We start from the raw sequence: 20375 nt of genomic DNA on the forward strand, positions 1-20375 counted from the left end.
CCCGGTACGGTCTGAGGCATGGCACCGACCAGCGAGACCCTGACCGCCGAGCGCATCCTCGAGGCGACCGAGGAGGTGCTGCGCCGCCACGGCCCGGCCAAGGCCACCGTGGTCGACGTGGCCCGCGCGCTCGGCGTCAGCCACGGCAGCGTCTACCGGCACTTCCGCACCAAGGCGGCGCTGCGCGAGGCGGTGACCAAGCGGTGGCTGGACCGCACCTCCCAGCGGCTGTCCGGCATCGCCGCCGGGGCCGGCGCCCCCGAGGACCGGCTCCGGGACTGGCTGGCGGCCCTGTTCGAGGCCAAGCGGCACAAGGCCGGCGACGATCCGGAACTGTTCGCCACCTACACCGTGCTCACCGACGAGAACGGCACGGTGGTCGGCGAGCACCTCGCCGACCTGACCGGCCAGCTCACCCGCGTCATCGAGGCGGGCATGGCCGCGGGCTCCTTCGCCGCCGCCGACCCGACCACCACGGCCCGCGCCGTCTTCCAGGCCACCGGCCGCTTCCACGACCCGTGTTACGCCCGCGAGTGGCGGGAGCCCGGCATCGAGGAGGAGTTCACGGCCGTCGTGGACCTGCTGATACGCGGCCTCGGCGCGCCCGCGCCGGGCCGGTGAGGGACGAGCCCCCGGGCGGGTGAGTGACGAGCCGCCGGGCCGGTGAGGCATTGAGCCGGTGGCCCGGTGGGACACGAGCCGCTGAGGCGGTGGGACGCGTCGGCCGTCAGCGCGGGGAGCGCCGGGGTCCCGCCGGGTCCACCGTCGCCTGGTGGGCCTCGGCTAGGTGCTCCTCGGCCTTCAGCCAGGGCAGGAACTGGGCGCTCCGGGACCAGCCGCAGGTGTCGCACCCGATCGTGCGCCGCGCCCCCCTGCGCCGTATCCGGACCACGTGCTCCCGGCCGTGCCGGTCCCACCGGCTGACCTTGCTCGTGCCGCTGCCCCCTGACATGACGCCTCCCCGCGTCCGGCCCGACCGCCTGCGAGGAGTGTGCGGCAAGTCCTGGATCAACGGGAACTCCCCGGCGGCGGGCCGCCGCCGCCGGGCCTCAGCCGACCCGGCGGGGCAGCCGCAGGCTCAGCAGCCCGGTCAGGACGATCCCCGCGAGCTGCACCAGCAGCGTGATGACCAGCGCGTCCCGCATGCCCTGATGCGGGACCAGGGTGAGGAACAGGGTGCCGAGGGTGGCCACGCCGAGCGCGAACGCCGACTGCTGGGTGGTGACCATCACACCGCTGCCCACTCCGGCCCGGGCCGCCGGCACCTCGGACATCACGATCCGCAGCAGGTTGGGCAGCTGCAGCGCCTGCCCGGCGCCGGCGACGGCCGCGCCCGGCAGCAGCGTGCCGACGTCCAGGTGCGGCCAGTCCCGCCGGACGGCGAGCACGATCAGCAGCACGCCCACGCCCTGCAGGACGGAGCCCGCGGTGACCACCCGGGTGCCGTACCGGGCGATCAGACGCGGGCCGGCCAGCGAGACGAACAGGAAGGACACGGCCATCGGCGCGAGCGCGAGCCCCGCCGGCACCGGACCCAGCCCGGCCCCCCGCTGCAGCGCCAGCGCGATGACGAACATGAACCCGCTGAAGCCGACCGAGAACGGCAGCATCAGCACCAGCCCCCGCCGCAGCGACGCCAGCGCGAACAGGCTCGGCGGCACCAGCGGGGTCCGCCCCCGGCGGTCCGCCCGCCGCTCCACGGCGTAGAACGCGGCCGCGGCGAACGGGAACGCGGCCAGCGACAGCCAGGTCCACAGCGGCCAGCCCGCCGCGCGGCCCTCGGTGAGCGGGACGAGCAGCGTCAGCAGCGACACGGCGAGCAGGACGGTGCCGGGCCCGTCGACGGGCTCCGGGCGCTTCGAACGGGTCTCCGGCACGTGCCGCACGGCCAGCACCAGCCCCAGCAGGACGACCGGGACGTTGACGAGGAAGATCGCCCGCCAGCCGCTCCCGGCGATGTCGGCCGCGACCAGCACGCCGCCCAGGATCTGCCCCGCCACCATGGACAGCCCGGCCGTGGCGCCGTACAGGCTCATGGCCTTCGCCCGGCGGGTGCCGCTGGTGGCGGCCTGGATGGTGGCGAGCACCTGCGGCAGCATCGCGGCGGCCGACGCGCCCTGCGCGACCCGCGCCGCGACCAGGCCCCAGGCCCCCGGGGCGAGCCCGCAGGCCAGCGAGGTCAGCCCGAACGCGGCCATGCCGCCGAGGAACAGCCGCCGCCGCCCGAACAGGTCCCCGAGCCGCCCGCCGAGCACGAGCAGCACGGCGTAGGCGACCCCGTACCCGGCCACGACCAGTTCCAGCACGGCCTCGCCCGCGGCGAGATCGGCGCCGATGGCCGGCAGCGCGACGTTGACGATGAAGAAGTCGACCAGCGGCAGCGCCGCCGCCAGCAGAACGGTGAACAGCCCCGGCCCGCTGAGCGCGGGCGGCGCGGCCGCCCGGACACGGACGGCGGGAGTGGTGACGGTCTCTGTCATGGCACCGAGCCTGCGCCCACCCGCAGACTGGTACCAGAGTGTCCTGATCCTGGTAGAAGAAGTAACTGGCAACAGGATCCGACGGGCGGCACCCTGGAGGCATGACGACGACGGCACAGCCGACCACCGCCGAGCGGCCCCCGCGCGGCGCGGAGATCCGGCGGCACGAGCTGGCCGCGTTCCTGCGCAGCCGGCGCGAGCGGATCGCACCCGAACAGGTGGGGCTGCCGCGCGGCGCCCGGCGCCGCACGCCCGGCCTGCGCCGCGAGGAGGTCGCCCAGCTCTCCGCGGTCGGCGTCACCTGGTACACCTGGCTCGAACAGGCCCGGGACATCCAGGTCTCCGTGCAGGTCCTGGACGCCCTTGCCCGCACCCTGCTGCTGGACGCCAGCGAGCGCGCCCACCTCTTCAAACTCGCCGCCGCCACCGACCCGGCGCCGGGCGCGAGCTGCCCCAGCGTGACCCCGGCCCTGCGCGAGACGCTGCGCGCGCTGGAGCCGTTCCCGGCCTGCGTCCAGAACAGCCGGTACGACATCCTCGCCTACAACCGCACCTACGCCCGCCTCATGGGCGACCTGGACGCGGTCCCGCCGGAGGACCGCAACTGCATGCTCCTCGTGTACACCAACAGCGACTGGCGGGCGTCGATCGTGCACCTGGAGGAGACCATGCGCCTGATGGCCGCCAGGCTGCGCGCCTCGATGGCCGGCCACCTCGGCGAGCCCGCCTGGAAGACGCTGCTCAAGCGCCTTGAGCGGGAGTCCCCGGAGTTCCGCGAGAACTGGGAGCGCTACGAGGTCGTGGGCAACCGCTCCAAGACCAAGGAGTTCCTCAACCCCTACGTCGGCCACCTGACCCTGGAGCACACGGACCTGTGGCTGGGCCCGCAGGCGGGGCCCCGGCTGGTCACGTACACCCCGAAGAACGAGGAGACGCGGGACCGCCTGGAGAAGCTGCTGGAACTGGCGGTCGGGCCGCGGCGGCCCGTGCAGCCCCAGGGACTCTGAGGGCCCGGCAGCAGCGGCGCTCCGGGCTCCCCTCCCAGCCGCGCCGCGGACCTTCGAGCGGCTTCAGGGCCCCGCAGCCGGCCCGCGCGGGGCCTTCGGACGGCCTTGTAGGCCCCGCAGCCGGGCCGCGGGGTCTTCGGGCGGCCTTGTAGGCCCCGCAGCCGGGCCGCGGGGCCTTCGGGCGGCTTCAGGGTCCCGCAGCCGACCCGCGGGGCCCGAGCGCCTCAGGACCCCGCCGTGACCCCCACGGCGTCCTTCAGGTCGGCCGACTCCAGCTCGTCCGCGGTCCGCTCGGCGGTGCGCCGGGCCCAGCGGCCGCTGGTGACCCAGCCGAGGACCAGCACGGCCAGACCGCACCCGGCGAGGATCCACCACCCGGGCCGGGCCGCCGTGACGAAGGCGCCCCGGTACGGCGAGGCGCCCACCCCGGCCGCGAGCACCGCGCCGATCACGGCGACACCGAGCGTCTGCCCGAGCTGCCTGCTGGTGGAGGCGACGGCGGCGGCGACCCCGGCCTGGGTCCGGGGCATGCCCGACACCGCCGTGTTGGTGATCGGCGCGTTCACGAAGCCGAAGCCGATGCCGAACAGCACGTACCCGGCGAACAGGGTGGTGTTCGACGTCTCCGCCTCGAAGGCCGCGAACAACACGCCGCTCACGGTCATGGCGGCGCCCGCCACCAGCAGCGGCAGCCGCGGTCCCCGGCTGCCCACCAGCCGCCCGGACAGCGGCGCGCACAGGAACGTCGGCACGGCCATCGGCAGCATCCACAGGCCCGCGTGCAGGGCGTCGAGACCGCGCACGTTCTGCAGGTACAGCGTCGACAGGAACAGGAAGCCACCCAGTGCGGCGAACGCGCTGATGGCTATCACGGTCGCCCCACTGAACGGAGCGGAGCGGAAGAAGCGCAGGTCGATGAGGGGTTCCTCGCGCCGGGGCTCATAGCCGAGCAGGCCGAGCAGGGCCGCCAGCGCCACCGCGCCGAAGGGGGCCACCGTGCCGATGCCCGAGTCCGGCGCCTCGATGATCGCGTACGTCAGCGAGCCGAACAGCGCGATCACCAGGAGCTGGCCGACCGGGTCGGGCCGGCGGGCCCGGGGCGCGCGGGACTCGGGGACGAACCGCAGGGTGAGCAGCAGGGCCGCGAGGCCGACCGGGAGGTTGACCCAGAAGATCGAGCGCCAGCCCACCGACTCCACCAGCAGGCCGCCGGCCAGCGGGCCCGCCGCCATGGATATGCCGACCACCGCGCCCCACACGCCGATCGCGCGGGCCCGCTCGCGGGAGTCGGTGAAGGTGTTGGTGATGATCGACATGGCGACCGGGTTGAGCATGGAGCCGCCGACCGCCTGGACCATGCGGAAGACGACCAGCAGTTCCAGGTTGGGGGCGAGGGAGCAGAGCAGCGAGCCGATGGAGAAGAGGACCAGGCCCGTCATGAAGACACGCTTGCGGCCGATCCGGTCGGCCGTGGAGCCCGCGAGCATCAGCAGCGAGGCGAGGACGAGCGTGTAGGCGTCGATCGACCACTGCAGGCCGGAGGTGGTGGCGTGCAGCTCGCGCTGCATCGAGGGCAGCGCGACGTTCAGGGCGGTGTTGTCGAGGCTCACGATCAGCAGACTCATGCAGCAGATCGCGAGCACCAGCAGACGTCGGCGGTGGCTGAGCTCGGGCATGCGGCTCATGGTACGGGATTTCGATAGTGCGGTTAACTAATGACTGTTACATGATCTCCGCCGATACGTGACAATGGGGGAATGCCCACGCCCGAGTCCCCCCTCCAGATCGGCCCGCACACCGTCCGGCCGCCGGTCGTCCTGGCCCCCATGGCCGGTATCACCAACGCTCCCTTCCGCACCCTGTGCCGAGAGTTCAGCGGTGGCAAGGGCCTGTTCGTGAGCGAGATGATCACGACCCGGGCGCTGGTCGAGCGCAACGAGAAGACCATGCAGCTGATCCACTTCGACGCGACCGAGAAGCCGCGCTCGATCCAGCTCTACGGGGTGGACCCGGCGACCGTCGGCAAGGCCGTCCGCATGATCGCGGAGGAGGACCTGGCCGACCACATCGACCTGAACTTCGGCTGCCCGGTCCCCAAGGTGACCCGGAAGGGCGGCGGATCGGCGCTGCCCTACAAGCGCAACCTGCTGCGGGCCATCCTGCGCGAGGCGGTCTCCGGCGCCGGGGACCTGCCCGTCACGATGAAGATGCGCAAGGGCATCGACGACGACCACATCACCTACCTCGACGCCGGCCGCATCGCCGTCGAGGAGGGCGTCACGGCGATCGCGCTGCACGGCCGCACCGCCGCCCAGCACTACGGCGGCACCGCCGACTGGGAGGCCATCGCCCGGCTGAAGGAGCACGTGCCGGAGATCCCGGTGCTCGGCAACGGCGACATCTGGTCGGCCGGGGACGCGCTGCGCATGGTGCGCGAGACCGGCTGCGACGGAGTGGTCGTGGGCCGCGGCTGCCTGGGCCGGCCGTGGCTGTTCGCCGACCTGGTGGCCGCCTTCGAGGGCCGGCCCGACGAGATCGCGCGGCCCTCGCTGCGCGAGGTCGCCGACGTGATGGTCCGGCACGCCACCCTGCTCGGCGAGTGGATCGGCGACGAGTCCAAGGGCGTCGTCGACTTCCGCAAGCACGTCGCCTGGTACCTGAAGGGCTTCGCGGTCGGCTCCGAGATGCGCAAGCGGCTGGCGATCACCTCCTCGCTGGAGGAACTGCGGGCCGGCCTCGACGAGCTGGACCTCGACCAGCCCTGGCCCGCCGGCGCCGACGGGCCCCGCGGCCGTACGTCCGGCAACAACCGTGTGGTGCTGCCGGACGGCTGGCTGAAGGACCCCTACGACTGCGCGGGCGTCGGCGAGGACGCGGAGCTGGACACCTCCGGCGGCTGATCAGCCCGTCTTCGGGTGCGGGACCGAGCCGTACGCCGTCAGGAAGCGGTCCCGGAAGGAGCTCATCCGCCACACCGGGGCGTCGTGGGCGGGGCGCAGGCCGTCCGTCCAGTGCCAGTCGGCGATCCGGTCCAGCACCTTCGGGTCCTTCGCCACGATCGAGACGGGCACGTCCCGGCTGGCGTGGTTGCCGCTGACCCGGGCGATCGGCTGGTGGTCGCCGAGGAAGACGAGCACGGTGTCCTTGGTGCCGTAGCGCTCCAGCCACTCGGTCAGCGCGGTCACCGAGTACTGGACCGACCTGCCGTAGGCCGCGCGGGACCTGGTGGTGTCGGCGATGACGTCGGCCGGCCTCTCGCCCGCGGCCTCGACGTCCTTGAACACCGAGCCGTCGCCCAGCTCGTCCCAGCCGACCATCTTCGGCAACGGCGCCCAGGGCTGGTGGCTCGAGGTCAGGATCAGCAGCGACATGCGCGACCTGCCGCCGGCCGGCCGCTTGCTGTGCACCCGCTCCTCGTACTGCTGCAGCGCGTACTGGTCGGGCATGGTCGACCAGCTGAACTTCGGTCCCCGGTAGCCCAGCTGGAAGGCGTTGTAGACCTTGTCGAGGCCGTACCACTTCTGCTCCGGCCAGCCCTTCTGCACGCCCGGCATGACGCCGACCGTGTCGAAGGCGCCGGTCTTCGCGAAGGCCCCGGTCAGGCTGAGGTGGTCGCTGGCCATGACCGTGCGGTAGCGCTGCTGGTTGCTGATCCACAGGCCCGACATGGTGGTGGAGTGGCCGAGCCAGCTGCTGCCGCCGTAGGTCGCGGAGGTCAGCCAGCCGCTCCTGGCGTGGAACCCGGCCTTGGCCAGGGCCTTCGTGCGGGCGTCCAGGGTGGCGTCGACGCCGGGGGCGATGACCGGGTCCTCGATGGCGCTGCGGCCGTAGCTCTCGATGAAGGTGAAGACCATGTCCTTGCCGCGCAGGTCGGGGACGAGCTGGCTGCCCGGGGTGTTGCCGAACCGGTCCTGACCTGCGATCTTCCGGAACTCCGCTTCGTCCCTGAGGGTGTCCGAGACCCGGCGGGACTCGGTCCTCAGCGCGGTGGTGGTGCGGTCGGAGGCGACCGGCACACCGGCTATCTGCAGGCCCAGGGCGGAGCAGGTGATCCAGACGACGCCCGCGATCATGGTGCCCCGGGTCGCGGCCCTGCTGTGCCGGGCGAGCAGCTCGCCCAGCCGGACCGTGGCCAGGGCCAGCAGGACGGCCAGCAGCAGCACGAGGACGATCACGCCCGCGGTGGCGGCGAGGGTGGCCGTGCGGCCGAGCGAGTCCTCCAGGTACGACTGCGCGTCCCCGAGCAGGCTCCAGTCCAGCACCGGGTTGAAGGGGCGGCCCAGGTACTGGTTGAACCCCATGTCGAGCAGGTTCAGCACGGTCATGGCGGCCAGCGCGACGCCGGACACCGCGGCCAGCGCCACCCGCGGCCGGCGCGGCAGGGCGAGCAGCACGGCGGCCCCGATGACCGCCTCGGCCGGTATGCGGGTGAACTTGGCCGGCCCGAGTCCGACCACGGTGTCCGGCAGCACCAGCGCGGCGACGACGAGAGCGGCGGCGAGCACGGTGACGGTCACGGACAGCCCCTGAGCCGCCGCCGGATGCGCCCGCCGCCAGCGCCCGGCACGGGCGGACCAGGCGGCCCGGAACCGCCGTACGGGTTTCGCGTCCCCGGCCGTGGGTGCCGTGGGTGCCGTGGGTGCCGTGGGTGCCGTGGGTGCCGTGGGTGCCGCGGAAGGCGTGGGGGGCGTGGGGGGCTCGGCGGGGGCGGCGGAGTCGTCAGCGGCCTCGGCGCCGTCGCGGGACGGGTCCCCGGTGTCCGACCCGTCGTCGCCGGCCCGCTCGGACAGCGCCGTCTCCGCCGGTTCCGCCCGCCCCTCCGGCGCCTCCCGTTCTTCCTGTTCGCCGAGGACGGCCTCGGTACCTCCGGCCGTGTCCGGTGACTGGCGCGTACTCGTGTGCTGAGGCAACCCGGAGGTCCTTCCGTGCGAGACCCGTGACGGAGGCGGCGGGCCGAGCCGGGAGGAGGCGGCGGGCCGGAGCGGCCCCGGCCCGCCCGGCCCGCCGCCCATGTCGTACGGGCGGTCGTCCGCCCCTGTTCACGGCGCCGGGCAAACACCGGGCAAACCCCCGGTCAAGGCGCTTGGGCTCAGGCCCCGCCGACCGCCGTGAGCAGGGCGAGCGGGGCCGCCGCCGAGCGGGATTCGCGGACGCAGGCGTGGGGGTAGGGGACCGGCTCGGGATGGGTGTCGCGGCCGTAGCCCGCCAGCACCTCCGGAAGCCGGTGCCCGGTGGCCGTCGCCGCCTCGACCAGCGCGTGCGCCACCGTGCGCGCCTCGTCGTGCAGGCCGTAGCGGGCCAGTCCGAGGGTGATCAGGGCGTTGTCGTGCGGCCAGACCGAGCCGCGGTGGTACGAGAGCGGGTGGTAGGCCGGCTGGCCCGAGGCGAGCGTGCGGACGCCCCAGCCGGAGAAGAAGTCCGGCTCCAGCAGCCGCCGGCCGACGGCCTCCCCGTACTCCTTGTCCAGCAGCCCCGACCACAGCAGGTGCCCGGCGTCCGAGGCCAGCGCGTCGACCTGGCGGCCCGTCCCGTCCAGCGCCAGCGCCGGGAAGGAGTGCTCGCGCATCCAGAAGTCCCGCTGGAAGCGGTCCCGCAGATCGGCCGCCGCCTGCTCCAGCAGGGCGGCGTACGTGTCGTCGCCCCACACCGCGCGCGCCACGTACGCGGTGCGGCGCAGCGCGTCGTACGCGTAGCCCTGGGCGCCCGCAGCCATCACCGCGCCGGTGGGCCGGGTGCCGTCGGCCCAGCAGATCGCGCCGGGGGAGTCCTTCCAGTTCTGGTTGGCGAGGCCGCCCTCGTCCGCGCGGTACACGAGGTAGCCGCGCGTGGTCAGGCCGCCGTGGTCCAGCATCCAGCCGGTCGCCGCACGGGCGTGCGGCTCCAGGCGCCGGGCCAGGCCCGTGTCGCCGGTCACCTCGGTGTACGCCCCGAGCAGCACGAGGAACAGCGGGGTGGCGTCGACCGAGCCGTAGTACCGGCCGAACGGCACCTGCCCGAAGTGTGCCAGCTCCCCGTGCCGCACCTCGTGCACGATCTTGCCGGGCTGGGCGAGCGGGGACCCGCCGGCGCCGGTCGCCTGGGCCGCGGCCAGCGCGAGCAGCGTGGCGGCGGCCGGCCGCGGGTGGTACGGCAGCGTGAACAGGGAGGTGAGCAGGGCGTCCCGGCCGAGCAGGGTGAGGAACCAGGGGGCGCCCGCCGCCGGCACCCGCAGCTCCTCCCCGTCCGGACCGGTCGCCGGGACCTGCAGCGCGGCAAGGTCGGCGAGCCCCCGGGCGCAGGCGGCCGCCAGCTCCGGCCACCCGGTCGGGAAGGCCACGCCCTCCATGAACCCGCCCTCCGCCGCCACGAGCCGCTCGTTCACCGAGGCGGGGGAGCGGGGCACGCGCAGCGCGCGCCGGTCGCCGTGCGGGCGGGCCATCACCCGCAGCACCAGTTCGGCGGTGCCCTGGGGTTCAAGGCCGAGGGTCCACACCAGGCGGCGGGCGCCGGTGCCGGTCTCCTCCACGGCGTCCGGCGCGGGGTCGGCCGTGATGGTCGTGACGGAGTGCCAGTCGGCCCGCCGGTAGGTGAACTCCACCCCGTCGTCCAGCACCTCGCGGGAGCGCACGGCGCCGGCCTTGACGTAGGTGCGGTGGTCGGAGCGCAGCTCGAACTGGTCGGTGAAGTCGGCGTCGACGGTGAGGGCGAGGCGCACCACGGTGGGCACCGGGCGGTTGCCGGTCACCCGCAGCGACTCCACGAACGAGGAGTCGCCGACTGCCTGTTCACGGAACAGGGTGCAGGCGGGCGGCTCCTGCCGGCCGCCGCGCGGCACCAGCACGCAGCGGGCCGTGTCGCCGTCCGCGACCGGGGCGAGCACCTCGGGCACCGCGCCGTCGACGGTGAGCTGCCACCGGCTCAGGTGCCGGGCGTCGCGCACGAACAATCCGTCCGGGGAGCCGCCGCCCCGCACCCCGCTGATGTCCCCCCGGTCGCCCACGGCGGCGAACGTCGCCCCGTGCACGAGCAGATGCCGCCGATCCGTCATCCCCGGTCCCCTCCCTCGTGACCGCCGCCGGCGGTGTCCCCGGCGCCGCCCGCACCGTCGCCGGCCGGGCCGCGGTGCAGCAGGTCCAGTGCGAGCGCGGCCGTCCAGGAGAAGCCGGTCGCGCCGCACGCCTCGCCGGTGCGCGGATCGACGTACTCGGCGAAGTCCCCGGCCCGGGCCAGCCGCAGCACCGCCGCGCGCAGCGCGTCCGCCCGCTCCCGGTGGCCGTGCGCCCGCAGGCCCCGCTCCAGCAGCCAGCTCGTGTTGAACCACGCCGGGCCGCGCCAGTACCGGTGCGGGTCGAAGGCCTCGCCGAGCAGGTCGTAGCTCGGGACCAGCTCGGTGCTCGTGCCGAGCCCGAAGTGCGGTCCGCACAGCGTGCGCACGAGCGCGCCGGAGATCCCCCGGGGCAGCCCCGGCAGCAGCAGCGGCACGAGTCCGGAGACGCTCCGCTCGGGGATCAGGCCCCCGCCCCGCAGGTCCAGGCAGCGGAACAGGCCGCTCGCCGGGTCCCACAGCCGCTCCACCAGGGCCGCCGTCAGCCGCTCGGCGCGCGCGTACCGGGCGGTGCCGGCCGCCCCCAGTTCCCCCGCGATCCGCGCCAGCGCCTGCTCGGAGGCGATCAGCAGCGCGTTGAACGCCGGGTCCTCGACGGCGAACTCGCCGCCGCCGTCGGCGTACCCGCCGTCCCGGTAGTCCGCCGCAAGCCGCACGTACCGCCCGTAGTCCAGATCCGTCGGCCGGTCCTCCGGCGCGCCGTGGTCGAGGTCGGCGCGGCGGAAGGAGCGGGCCGGCGCCGGGGCGACCCGGGCGAGCGGGGCGTCCCAGCAGGGGCTGTTGTCCATGCCCTGTTCCCAGGGGTGCACGACGCAGACCAGCCCGCCCCCGCCCAGGTCCCGCCGGTGCATCAGGTACCGGTGCCAGGCGGCCAGCCGGGGGTACACCCGGGCCAGGAAGCCGCGCGCCCGCGACAGGCCCGGGTCGGCCCGGTGCACCAGCCAGGCCGCCAGCGCGTGCACCGGTGGCTGCACCACGCCGGACGTCTGTACGGTGCGCGGGGCGCCCGCCGCGCGCCCCGCGGCCGAGGAGCGCCAGAAGTCGGGGCTCGGGAAGTACGCGTCGAGCGGGACGGAGGGGTTGAAGACGATGTGCGGGACCCGTCCGTCGCCCCACTGGGCCGCAAGCAGCGTCTCCAGCTCCGTCTGGGCCCGTAACGGCGACAGGTGGCGCAGTCCGATCGCGACGAACGCGGAGTCCCACGACCACTGGTGCGGGTACAGGCTCCGGGAGGGGACCGTCGAGGTGCCCGTCCAGTTCTCCGCCAGCACCCGGGCGGCCCCGGCGTGCAGGGACGACGCCGACGCCGGCGGATCGTATGCGGGCTCCCGCTGCGGGAGACGTGCAGTGAGCTGGGCAGTGCGATCCACTCGGGGCTCCCCGAAGACGTCCGGCCGACCGGGTTTGGCTGTGGCTACCGCAGGGTTACGTCTATTTAACACGCAGAACCCAATATGTAATGCAGGCTTGAGAAACACAAGGGGGTGCGCATGACCGGACGGCCGGGCAGGACCGGGAAGAGCGGAAGTCAGGCGAGCGCCGGCGATCTGCTCGAACTGGTGCGCAGCGGGCGGGCGGTGACGCGCGGCGCGCTCCAGCAGGCCACCGGACTGTCCCGGGCCACCGTCGGCCAGCGCCTGGACCGGCTGTTCCGGGCCGGCTGGCTGCGTGAGGGCGCCGGCGGCCCGGTCGGCTCGCCGCTCGGCGGACGCCCCTCCATCACCCTGGAGTTCGACGACTCCCACGCCGTGGTCCTCGCCGCCGACCTGGACACCCGGCACGCCCGGGCCGCGGTCCTCACCCTGACCGGCGAGATCCTCGCCGAGCGTTCCGGCGCCCTGGTGATCGAGGACGGGCCGGAGGCTGTGCTCGGCGAACTCGGCCGCTGGTTCGCCGGGGCGCTCGCCGAGGCCGGGCACCGGGCGGCGGAGGTCTGCGGCATCGCTCTCGCGGTCCCGGGGCCGGTGGACCGCGAGAGCGGCCGGGTGGTGCAGCCGCCGATCATGCCCGGCTGGGACGGCTACGACATAAGGGGCCGTCTCTCCCGCGCCTTCACCGAACACACCGGCGCCCCCGCGGTCCCGGTCCTGGTGGACAACGACGCCAACCTCATGGCGTACGGCGAGCAGCGCGCCGGATATCCGGACTGCGCGGCCTTCGCGCTGGTCAAGGTGTCCACCGGCATCGGCGCCGGAGTCGTGGTCGACGGCTCGATCTACCGGGGCGTGGACGGCGGCGCGGGCGACATCGGGCACATCCGGGTGGGCGCCGAGGCGCTGTGCCGGTGCGGTTCGCACGGCTGCCTCGCCGCCGTCGCCAGCGGCGGCGCCGTGGCCCGGCGGCTGACGGAGGCCGGGGTGCCGGCTGCCTCCGGCTCGGACGTGCGGGACCTGCTGGCCGCCGGGCACCCGGAGGCGGCCGCGCTGGCCCGGGAGGCGGGGCGCCGGGTGGGCGACGTGCTGGCGACGGTCGTGACCCTGCTCAACCCGGGCGTGCTGATGATCGCCGGGGATCTGGCCGGAACCCCCTTCCTCACCGGTGTGCGCGAGCTGCTGTACCAGCGGGCGCTGCCCCGCTCCACCGCCCGCCTGGAGGTCGTGACGTCCCGGCTGGGCGAGCGGGCCGCGCTGGCCGGAGCGGGTGCACTTGTCGTCGAGCACCTGTACGCGCCGCAGCGGGTGGAGGAACGGCTCGCCGCGCTCGGCGTGTGAACGGGACCTTCCGGCGTCCGCATGGTGAAATCCGGCTCTGTGTGACAGCGTGATTCTCGCCACCCCTGATAAGGGCTGCGCTCAGATGAGCGGATCTTGAGCGACTGCACTTCCTCAAAGGGTGGCACTGGGTGCCACGGCTTGATCGTTCATCGATCGAAATCAGGCGTGGCGCGATCCGCTCACTTGAGCGGGTAACCGCCCCTGTGGGCATGGCTGTGTTCAAGAAGTGAAAACATAGAGCGGACTCCGCTTGCCAAGCCTTGACTTTCAATCCACTGGCGGACGCCTGGTTACAGGCGCATGACGCACAAGTGGACGTACCCAGGGGCCTTCGATCTGGGTATGTTCCTCGCCGTCAGGGCAGCCACCGCGGCCTCAAGGAGTCGAGACCCGTGTCGGAAAACAAAGAACCCCACGTAGCGAAGTTCGTTTACGACTTCACCGAGGGCAACAAGGACCTCAAGGATCTCCTCGGCGGCAAGGGCGCCAACCTCGCCGAGATGACCAACCTCGGTCTGCCGGTCCCTCCCGGGTTCACCATCACCACCGAGGCCTGCAGGGTCTACCTCGACAGCGGCTCGGAGCCCGTGGCACTGCGTGACGAGGTGAGTGCCCACCTCGACGCCCTCGAGCAGAAGATGGGCAAGAAGCTCGGCCAGGCCGACGACCCGCTGCTGGTCTCCGTCCGCTCCGGCGCCAAGTTCTCCATGCCGGGCATGATGGACACCGTCCTGAACATCGGCCTCTCCGACAAGTCGGTGCAGGGCCTGGCCAAGCAGGCCGGCGACGACCGCTTCGCGTGGGACTCCTACCGCCGCCTCATCCAGATGTTCGGCAAGACCGTCCTCGGCGTGGACGGCGAGCTGTTCGAGGAGGCGCTCGACGCGGCCAAGGCGGCCAAGAAGGTCACCGTCGACACCGACCTCGAGGCGGCCGACCTCAAGAAGCTCGTCACCAGCTTCAAGAAGATCGTCAAGGCCGAGGCCGGCCGGGACTTCCCGCAGGACCCGCGCGAGCAGATGGACCTCGCCATCAAGGCGGTCTTCGACTCCTGGAACGGCGACCGCGCCAAGCTCTACCGCCGCCAGGAGCGCATCCCGCACGACCTGGGCACCGCCGTCAACGTCTGCTCGATGGTCTTCGGCAACCTCGGCCCCGACTCCGGCACCGGCGTCGCCTTCACCCGCGACCCCGCCTCCGGCCACCAGGGCGTCTACGGCGACTACCTGCAGAACGCACAGGGCGAGGACGTCGTGGCGGGCATCCGCAACACGGTCGCGCTCGCCGAGCTGGAGAACATCGACAAGAAGTCGTACGACCAGCTCATGCAGATCATGGAGACCCTGGAGAACCACTACAAGGATCTCTGCGACATCGAGTTCACCATCGAGCGCGGCCAGCTCTGGATGCTGCAGACCCGCGTCGGCAAGCGCACCGCCGGCGCCGCCTTCCGGATCGCGACCCAGCTCGTGGACCAGGGCCTGATCGACGAGACCGAGGCGCTCCAGCGGGTCAGCGGCGCCCAGCTCGCCCAGCTGATGTTCCCGCGCTTCGACGAGTCCGCCAAGGTCGAGAAGGTCGGCCGGGGCATCGCCGCCTCGCCGGGCGCCGCCGTCGGCAAGGCGGTCTTCGACTCCTACACCGCCGTCAAGTGGTCCCGCTCGGGCGAGAAGGTCATCCTGGTCCGCCGGGAGACCAACCCCGACGACCTGGACGGCATGATCGCCGCCGAGGGCATCCTCACCTCGCGCGGCGGCAAGACCTCCCACGCGGCCGTGGTCGCCCGCGGCATGGGCAAGACCTGTGTCTGCGGCGCCGAGGAGCTGGAGGTCGACACCAAGCGCCGCCGGATGACGGTGCCGGGCGGCCACATCGTCGAGGAGGGCGACGTCATCTCCATCGACGGCTCCTCCGGCAAGGTCTACCTGGGCGAGGTCCCGGTGGTCCCGTCCCCGGTCGTGGAGTACTTCGAGGGCCGGATGCACCCGGGCGCCGACGACGCCGACGAACTGGTCGAGGCCGTGCACCGGATGATGGCCTTCGCCGACCGCAAGCGCCGGCTGCGGGTGCGCGCCAACGCCGACAACGCCGAGGACGCGCTGCGCGCCCGCCGCTTCGGCGCCCAGGGCATCGGCCTGTGCCGCACCGAGCACATGTTCCTCGGCGAGCGCCGCGAGATGGTCGAGAAGCTGATCCTCGCCGACACCGGGGAGGAGCGCGAGGCGGCCCTGCGGGAGCTGCTGCCGCTGCAGAAGAAGGACTTCGTCGAGCTGTTCGAGGCGATGGACGGTCTCCCGGTCACCGTCCGCCTGCTCGACCCGCCGCTGCACGAGTTCCTGCCCGACATCACGGAACTCTCCGTGCGCGTGGCCCTCGCCGAGTCCCGCCAGGAGCCGCACGAGAACGAGCTGCGCCTGCTGCAGGCGGTGCACCGGCTGCACGAGCAGAACCCGATGCTGGGTCTGCGCGGCGTGCGCCTCGGCCTCGTCATCCCCGGCCTGTTCACCATGCAGGTCCGGGCGATCGCCGAGGCCGCCGCGGAGCGCAAGGCGGCCAAGGGCGACCCGCGCGCCGAGATCATGATCCCCCTGGTCGGCACGGTGCAGGAGCTGGAGATCGTCCGCGAGGAGGCCGACCAGGTCATCTCGGACGTGGAAGCGGCGACCGGCACGAAGCTCAAGCTGGCCATCGGCACCATGATCGAGCTGCCGCGCGCCGCGCTGACGGCGGGTCAGATCGCCGAGGCCGCGGAGTTCTTCTCCTTCGGCACCAACGACCTGACCCAGACGGTCTGGGGCTTCTCCCGCGACGACGTGGAGGCGAGCTTCTTCACGGCCTACCTGGAGAAGGGCATCTTCGGCGTCAGCCCGTTCGAGACGATCGACAAGGACGGCGTCGGCTCCCTGGTGAAGGCGGCCGCCCAGGCCGGCCGCGCCACCCGCCCCGACCTCAAGCTCGGCGTCTGCGGCGAGCACGGCGGCGACCCCGAGTCGGTCCACTTCTTCCACGAGGCCGGCCTGGACTACGTCTCCTGCTCCCCGTTCCGCATCCCGGTCGCCCGCCTCGAGGCGGGCCGGGCGGCCACCCAGTCGGCGGGCAGCGACCACCGCTGACCGCACCGGCCCCGGAGCCGTCGTCGGTCCCCGACCCTCAAGACCGATCGACGGCGGCTCCGGCGCACCCGGAAGGGGCGGCACCCTGTGCGGGGGTGCCGCCCCTTCCATACGTCATTTGCGGAGACTGTCAAGCTACGCCGCTGACCAGGGCAAATGGTGTTAGTCGGCACCGTGACGCGGGGGGCGGCAGCGGGGTTCGCGCCAGGAAGGCGTGTGCTCAGGCGCCTGCGACGGCCGGTTCGTCGTTGATCACGGACTCGGCGCGCTCGCGGAAGCCGGAGGAAGGGCCGCCCCGAGGTCTACCGACGGGCGGGGCCGCCGTCGACCGGGATCCGGTAGAGCACGTAGGGCTTGCGCCGAAGATCGACGCCGGCGTTGTATGCGGCCTGCCGGTTCAGCTGATTGGCCATCACGTACAGGTTCCGGTCGTAGCCGATCGACAAGGTGTCCGGCCAGATCAGCCGGTTGTCGTGGACCAGGGTGCGGAATCGCCCGTCGGTGTCGCGGAAGACGAGCGCGTTGTGCTCGATGTCGCCTCCGTACACGCGGCCCGCGTTGTCCGTCTCCAGCCCGTCGGACATCCCTTTCGTGCCGAGATTGCGAACGGTCTTCGCGATCTTGGAATCCGCTACCCGGCGGTCGGTCAGACCGCTCGTCGGCACGGAGTACAAGGTGCGGCTGGACAGGGGGCAGTAGTAGAGGGTCTTGCCATCCGGGCTCAGGGCGATGCCGTCCGACCCGATGTTGATGGGGCTGGTGGGACCGTGTGCCGGCCGGTTGAGCATTCGCTTCCCGTCGATGACGGGAACGAAGTCGGGCACCGGGCGTACCGAGGGCACGTTGTTCAGTCGGCGCCAGGATGTCCCGGACGCCAGGTCCACGACGATCAGCCCGTTGGGGCCGTCCGAGGAGGCGTCCGTGAGGTAGGCGGTGCCCGCCTTGCCTCGGGTGAGGTCGAGTCGCACATCATTCACGAAACTACGGGGGCCGGCGACCTGACGGGGCAGCAGGATGGTCCGGATGACCTTGTTGGTGCGCAGGTCTATGGCGACGAGTTTGGGCCCGCCCACTGGTGCGTTGCCGAACTGGATGCGCCCGGTGTCCACGACCCACAGCCGGTCGGCGGCGTCGACGACGACGCTCTGCACCCCCAGGAAGTGATGCGCGGGGTCGCGTGTGTCGGCGGTGTTGATCTCGCGGTTCGGGTAGGGGACGGTTTTCCCATTGCGCACTTCGGCGACCGAGTACTGCACCTTGTCGCCCCAGTGGGGGAAGTTCACGAACACCCGGCCGGTGCGTGAGACGCTCACTCCTGTGGGCATAGCCCCGTTGAATTCCGCGACAGGCTGCAGGCGTTGCTTGTTCTGCGCGGGTGCGCCGGGAGGTTCCCTCGAATCGACCTGCGAGCTCACCAGGGATGTCTGGGTAGCGCTGCCCCCGATACAGAGGGTCGCCAGCAGTGCGACGACGCCGCGGCTCGGTATCTTTCTCCCAGTCACGTCCTGCTCCTGTTCCGAAATTAGGAACGAGAATTTCGGGGCAATTGATCCGTCTGTTCTTTTGCGGTCATGAGAGCCCATACAAACCTATGACCGATGAACGGGGATCGCAACCAGGAACATGTCTCCGCCGGCCGGCGGAGACATGCATGCAAACACGCTTTCCACAAGTTCCGGCACCCTCTGGAACTTGTGGAATCGGAGTGGGCTTGTGCATCAGCCTGTCCAAGGGGTCGGGCATCGAGTTGGTCTCGATTTCAACGTGGTGATGGTTCACGGTCATCGGAGCGCCCGGGCCCGCGGCGGACGTCTCAAGTGCCCTGAGAGTGCCCCTCAGGCCTGAGGGAATGGCTGACTTCCCAGCTCAGGAGGTAGCCAGCGTCGGGCAGCGGCCCACGTCGCAGCTCGACGCGCCGCGTAGTTGATCGACACGATCAGAAGCGAACTCGTCGCATTGGTGATCAGATCGAAGAAGAAGCCCTGCATAACTCTCCATTGGCAGTTCGAAGCTACCCACCGGATGAGCGGGCTTAGGCGACGTTGGCCGATCATTGATCGGCTGGAAAGTAACCCCGTCCACGCACAGGCGCCGCAACACGTCACGGCGTGTTCATGGCAGCAGGGAGATGTCAAGCTCGTCCTGCCCTGCCTCGGCTACCACTTCGAGCACTGACCAACACTTGTCAGCCTTGACCTGTGGGCTGCGTCCACACTTCTGGCATAGGAACGTGTACGACTCTCGGCTCACCATGGACCTAGGTTCGGCATCTCGCATTGGAGGCGCGAAGTGCTGAAGTGCGAAGCTCATACCCCGGTCACTGCCGTGAAGCCGAGCGGTTGTCAGTCGGACCCGGCGGTGTTGACGGCGATCTGTACAGGTGATCGCCACAAAGACGCGCTGACGGTTGTCAGCGTTGGTCGTCGTTGAGCGCCCTCCGACGGCCCACAGAAGGCCCCAGGGATAACCCCGGGCTTCAGCAGCGTCACGCTAGGCGCGACGGGCAACGAGGCCTTTTGCCCGCTCGCTTCGTCCAGCATCTTTTGTGATTTGTACGGCCGTAGGAGTGATCGGAAGGTGAACGACGTTACGCTCTGATCCTTTTTGCGCATCGTTCTCCAGGTATATGCCCGATCCGGGGCACAGCAGCGGAGGAGAACACATGAGGACCGTCCAGAAGATTGCAGCGGTGGCCGCGGCCACCTGCGGAATTCTCTTCGCCGGGGTCGGGGTGGCCAGCGCTGACCCCCAGGACAACGGCGGGGACAACATCCCCGTACTCAGCAACATCAACACGCTGAACTGGGACGATTCCCCCTTCTGCGGGGTTCAGGTCAAGACCAACGACACCGAGCAGGAGACGTCCTGTCCGGTAGTGCACAACGAGGGCAGCTCCAACAGCCCCGTGTACATCGTCACCTTCAAATCTTGATCCCTCATGGCGGTCCGGCGGCCCGGCGGTTCGGGGCCGCCGGGCCGTTTCGGCTTGTCGGGGTGTACGCAGGCAGGTGAGGGTGGTCTTGCACCCTGCGCGGGGTGCCGCCCCATCGTGCGTCGCCTGCGAGGCTGCCAAGTCACGTCGCTGACCGCGAAACATGCTGGGTGCCGGCGCCGACTGCCGTCGAACCGGCCCGAAGCCGTTGTGCCCTCGGTGTGCCCTCCGGCCCCGGATGGCGACGGGTCAGGGCCGGTGGCAGCCTGGATTACAACACCTTTCGTTTTCACAGGAGGTGGAGTGTCCGTGCGAATCCACATATCGCGCACCGGAAGACTGCTGAGCACCGTCGCGGTCGCCGCCCTGTCGGCCACGCTCTTCCCTGTCGTCACGGCCTCGCCCGCGGCGGCCGCGACCTGCGACCAGGCCGCCGCCAACCGGGCCCCGACCGCCGGTACGGCCGCCCAGGCGAGGGATGCCGTGATCTGCCTGATCAACGCGCAGCGCACACAGCGCGGGCTGCCTTCCCTCACCGTCAACCAGGCCCTGACGAACGCCGCCCAGCAGCACGCCGTCGCGGCAGTCCAGCTCAAGTGGTGGGGACCGGGTAAGGACCCGCACCGCAACCCCCAGACCGGCTCGACACCGCAGAGCCGCATCCAGGCGGCCGGATACTGTCCCAACCCCCGCTCGTGGGAGTTCGGCGAGATCACGTACACCGGGTGGGGCGGATCGGGAACTCCGCAGGCCGCCGTCAACTGGTGGATGAACAGCCCCGGTCACCGCGACCTCATCCTCAAGCCGTCGCTGCGCGAGATGGGCCCGTGGGCCCAGCCCGGCTCGGCGGACCGGGCCGGGGCCTCGTCGTCCAGCGCCGGCACCTACGTCGTGACGTTCGGACGCTGCCAGCAGTGAATCCCCCTTCTTGCTGGAGGCGTTGACGAGGTGCTCGCCGGCAACCGGGGCGGCGTCCGCCGCCACCGGGGCGCCGCCCCGTCGCCCATCGAGCGTGACAACTCCGCCCGCCCGGGCGACCCGTCCG

The 20375-nt window shown here is 72.0% G+C and carries 14 protein-coding genes; 7 read left to right on the forward strand and 7 right to left on the reverse strand.

Features of this window, described 5'->3' with window-relative positions; all coding sequences use genetic code 11:
• The first annotated feature begins 18 nt into the window (after window positions 1-18).
• Entirely contained in the window at window positions 19-621 is a 603-nt protein-coding gene (locus ACFQ9Z_RS04890) for a TetR family transcriptional regulator (RefSeq protein WP_383010745.1), read from the forward strand.
• A gap of 106 nt (window positions 622-727) precedes the next feature.
• Here the strand turns inward: ACFQ9Z_RS04890 and ACFQ9Z_RS04895 are convergent, their stop codons facing one another.
• Together ACFQ9Z_RS04895 and ACFQ9Z_RS04900 are read right to left on the reverse strand one after the other, a co-directional pair.
• On the reverse strand, window positions 728-952 hold the full coding sequence (locus ACFQ9Z_RS04895; RefSeq protein WP_383010747.1) for a hypothetical protein: 225 nt from the start codon (window positions 950-952) through the stop codon (window positions 728-730).
• A gap of 97 nt (window positions 953-1049) precedes the next feature.
• Entirely contained in the window at window positions 1050-2480 is a 1431-nt protein-coding gene (locus ACFQ9Z_RS04900; RefSeq protein WP_383010749.1) for an MFS transporter, read from the reverse strand.
• 101 nt (window positions 2481-2581) lie between these two features.
• On the opposite strand from ACFQ9Z_RS04900, the gene ACFQ9Z_RS04905 reads away from it, so the two are divergent.
• The gene (locus ACFQ9Z_RS04905; RefSeq protein ID WP_383010751.1) at window positions 2582-3487 is read left to right on the forward strand and encodes a helix-turn-helix transcriptional regulator; all 906 of its coding nucleotides are present in this window, start codon (window positions 2582-2584) and stop codon (window positions 3485-3487) included.
• A gap of 224 nt (window positions 3488-3711) precedes the next feature.
• Here the strand turns inward: ACFQ9Z_RS04905 and ACFQ9Z_RS04910 are convergent, their stop codons facing one another.
• Window positions 3712-5163: an MFS transporter gene (locus ACFQ9Z_RS04910; RefSeq protein ID WP_383010753.1), complete on the reverse strand. Its 1452-nt coding sequence runs from the start codon at window positions 5161-5163 to the stop codon at window positions 3712-3714.
• Window positions 5164-5244: 81 nt separating this feature from the next.
• Between ACFQ9Z_RS04910 and dusB the strand changes: the two genes are divergently transcribed.
• Window positions 5245-6387 (forward strand): tRNA dihydrouridine synthase DusB, encoded by a 1143-nt coding sequence (gene dusB, locus ACFQ9Z_RS04915; protein ID WP_383010755.1) that lies wholly within the window; start codon window positions 5245-5247, stop codon window positions 6385-6387.
• On the opposite strand, the gene ACFQ9Z_RS04920 is transcribed toward dusB, so the two are convergent.
• From ACFQ9Z_RS04920 to ACFQ9Z_RS04930, 3 genes are all read right to left on the reverse strand, one after another.
• On the reverse strand, window positions 6388-8004 hold the full coding sequence (locus ACFQ9Z_RS04920) for a CDP-alcohol phosphatidyltransferase (RefSeq protein WP_383011818.1): 1617 nt from the start codon (window positions 8002-8004) through the stop codon (window positions 6388-6390).
• A gap of 572 nt (window positions 8005-8576) precedes the next feature.
• Window positions 8577-10514, reverse strand: coding sequence for a glycogen debranching N-terminal domain-containing protein (locus ACFQ9Z_RS04925; protein ID WP_383010757.1), 1938 nt, complete (start codon window positions 10512-10514; stop codon window positions 8577-8579).
• Window positions 10511-11941 carry a hypothetical protein gene (locus ACFQ9Z_RS04930; RefSeq protein WP_383010759.1) on the reverse strand — a complete coding sequence of 477 codons (1431 nt, stop codon included), beginning with the start codon at window positions 11939-11941 and terminating at the stop codon, window positions 10511-10513. The genes ACFQ9Z_RS04925 and ACFQ9Z_RS04930 overlap by 4 nt, the downstream gene beginning before the upstream one ends.
• Window positions 11942-12061: 120 nt before the next feature.
• On the opposite strand from ACFQ9Z_RS04930, the gene ACFQ9Z_RS04935 reads away from it, so the two are divergent.
• Together ACFQ9Z_RS04935 and ppdK are read left to right on the forward strand one after the other, a co-directional pair.
• Window positions 12062-13282, forward strand: coding sequence for an ROK family protein (locus ACFQ9Z_RS04935; protein WP_383010761.1), 1221 nt, complete (start codon window positions 12062-12064; stop codon window positions 13280-13282).
• A 395-nt stretch (window positions 13283-13677) separates the two neighbouring features.
• Window positions 13678-16398, forward strand: a complete 2721-nt coding sequence (ppdK, locus tag ACFQ9Z_RS04940) for a pyruvate, phosphate dikinase (RefSeq protein ID WP_383010763.1) — start codon at window positions 13678-13680, stop codon at window positions 16396-16398.
• Between the two features lie 302 nt (window positions 16399-16700).
• Here ppdK and ACFQ9Z_RS04945 read toward each other — a convergent pair whose 3' ends face one another.
• Window positions 16701-17900 (reverse strand): L-dopachrome tautomerase-related protein, encoded by a 1200-nt coding sequence (locus ACFQ9Z_RS04945; RefSeq protein WP_383010765.1) that lies wholly within the window; start codon window positions 17898-17900, stop codon window positions 16701-16703.
• Window positions 17901-19060: 1160 nt separating this feature from the next.
• Between ACFQ9Z_RS04945 and ACFQ9Z_RS04950 the strand changes: the two genes are divergently transcribed.
• Together ACFQ9Z_RS04950 and ACFQ9Z_RS04955 are read left to right on the forward strand one after the other, a co-directional pair.
• Window positions 19061-19330, forward strand: coding sequence for a hypothetical protein (locus ACFQ9Z_RS04950; protein ID WP_383010767.1), 270 nt, complete (start codon window positions 19061-19063; stop codon window positions 19328-19330).
• A 309-nt stretch (window positions 19331-19639) separates the two neighbouring features.
• A complete protein-coding gene (locus ACFQ9Z_RS04955; protein ID WP_383010769.1) occupies window positions 19640-20248 on the forward strand; it encodes a CAP domain-containing protein in 609 nt (202 codons plus the stop codon).
• Window positions 20249-20375 lie beyond the last annotated feature (127 nt).

This window comes from Streptomyces sp. NPDC056580 (assembly GCF_042793175.1).
GTDB lineage: Bacteria > Actinomycetota > Actinomycetes > Streptomycetales > Streptomycetaceae > Streptomyces.

Bases quoted from the DNA above. Each gene is read 5' to 3' on its own strand.
- ACFQ9Z_RS04890 (WP_383010745.1), top strand. From the start codon at position 19: ATGGCACCGACCAGCGAGACCCTGACCGCCGAGCGCATCCTCGAGGCG.
- ACFQ9Z_RS04895 (WP_383010747.1), bottom strand. From the start codon at position 952: ATGTCAGGGGGCAGCGGCACGAGCAAGGTCAGCCGGTGGGACCGGCAC.
- ACFQ9Z_RS04900 (WP_383010749.1), bottom strand. From the start codon at position 2,480: ATGACAGAGACCGTCACCACTCCCGCCGTCCGTGTCCGGGCGGCCGCG.
- ACFQ9Z_RS04905 (WP_383010751.1), top strand. From the start codon at position 2,582: ATGACGACGACGGCACAGCCGACCACCGCCGAGCGGCCCCCGCGCGGC.
- ACFQ9Z_RS04910 (WP_383010753.1), bottom strand. From the start codon at position 5,163: ATGCCCGAGCTCAGCCACCGCCGACGTCTGCTGGTGCTCGCGATCTGC.
- dusB (WP_383010755.1), top strand. From the start codon at position 5,245: ATGCCCACGCCCGAGTCCCCCCTCCAGATCGGCCCGCACACCGTCCGG.
- ACFQ9Z_RS04925 (WP_383010757.1), bottom strand. From the start codon at position 10,514: ATGACGGATCGGCGGCATCTGCTCGTGCACGGGGCGACGTTCGCCGCC.
- ACFQ9Z_RS04935 (WP_383010761.1), top strand. From the start codon at position 12,062: ATGACCGGACGGCCGGGCAGGACCGGGAAGAGCGGAAGTCAGGCGAGC.
- ACFQ9Z_RS04950 (WP_383010767.1), top strand. From the start codon at position 19,061: ATGAGGACCGTCCAGAAGATTGCAGCGGTGGCCGCGGCCACCTGCGGA.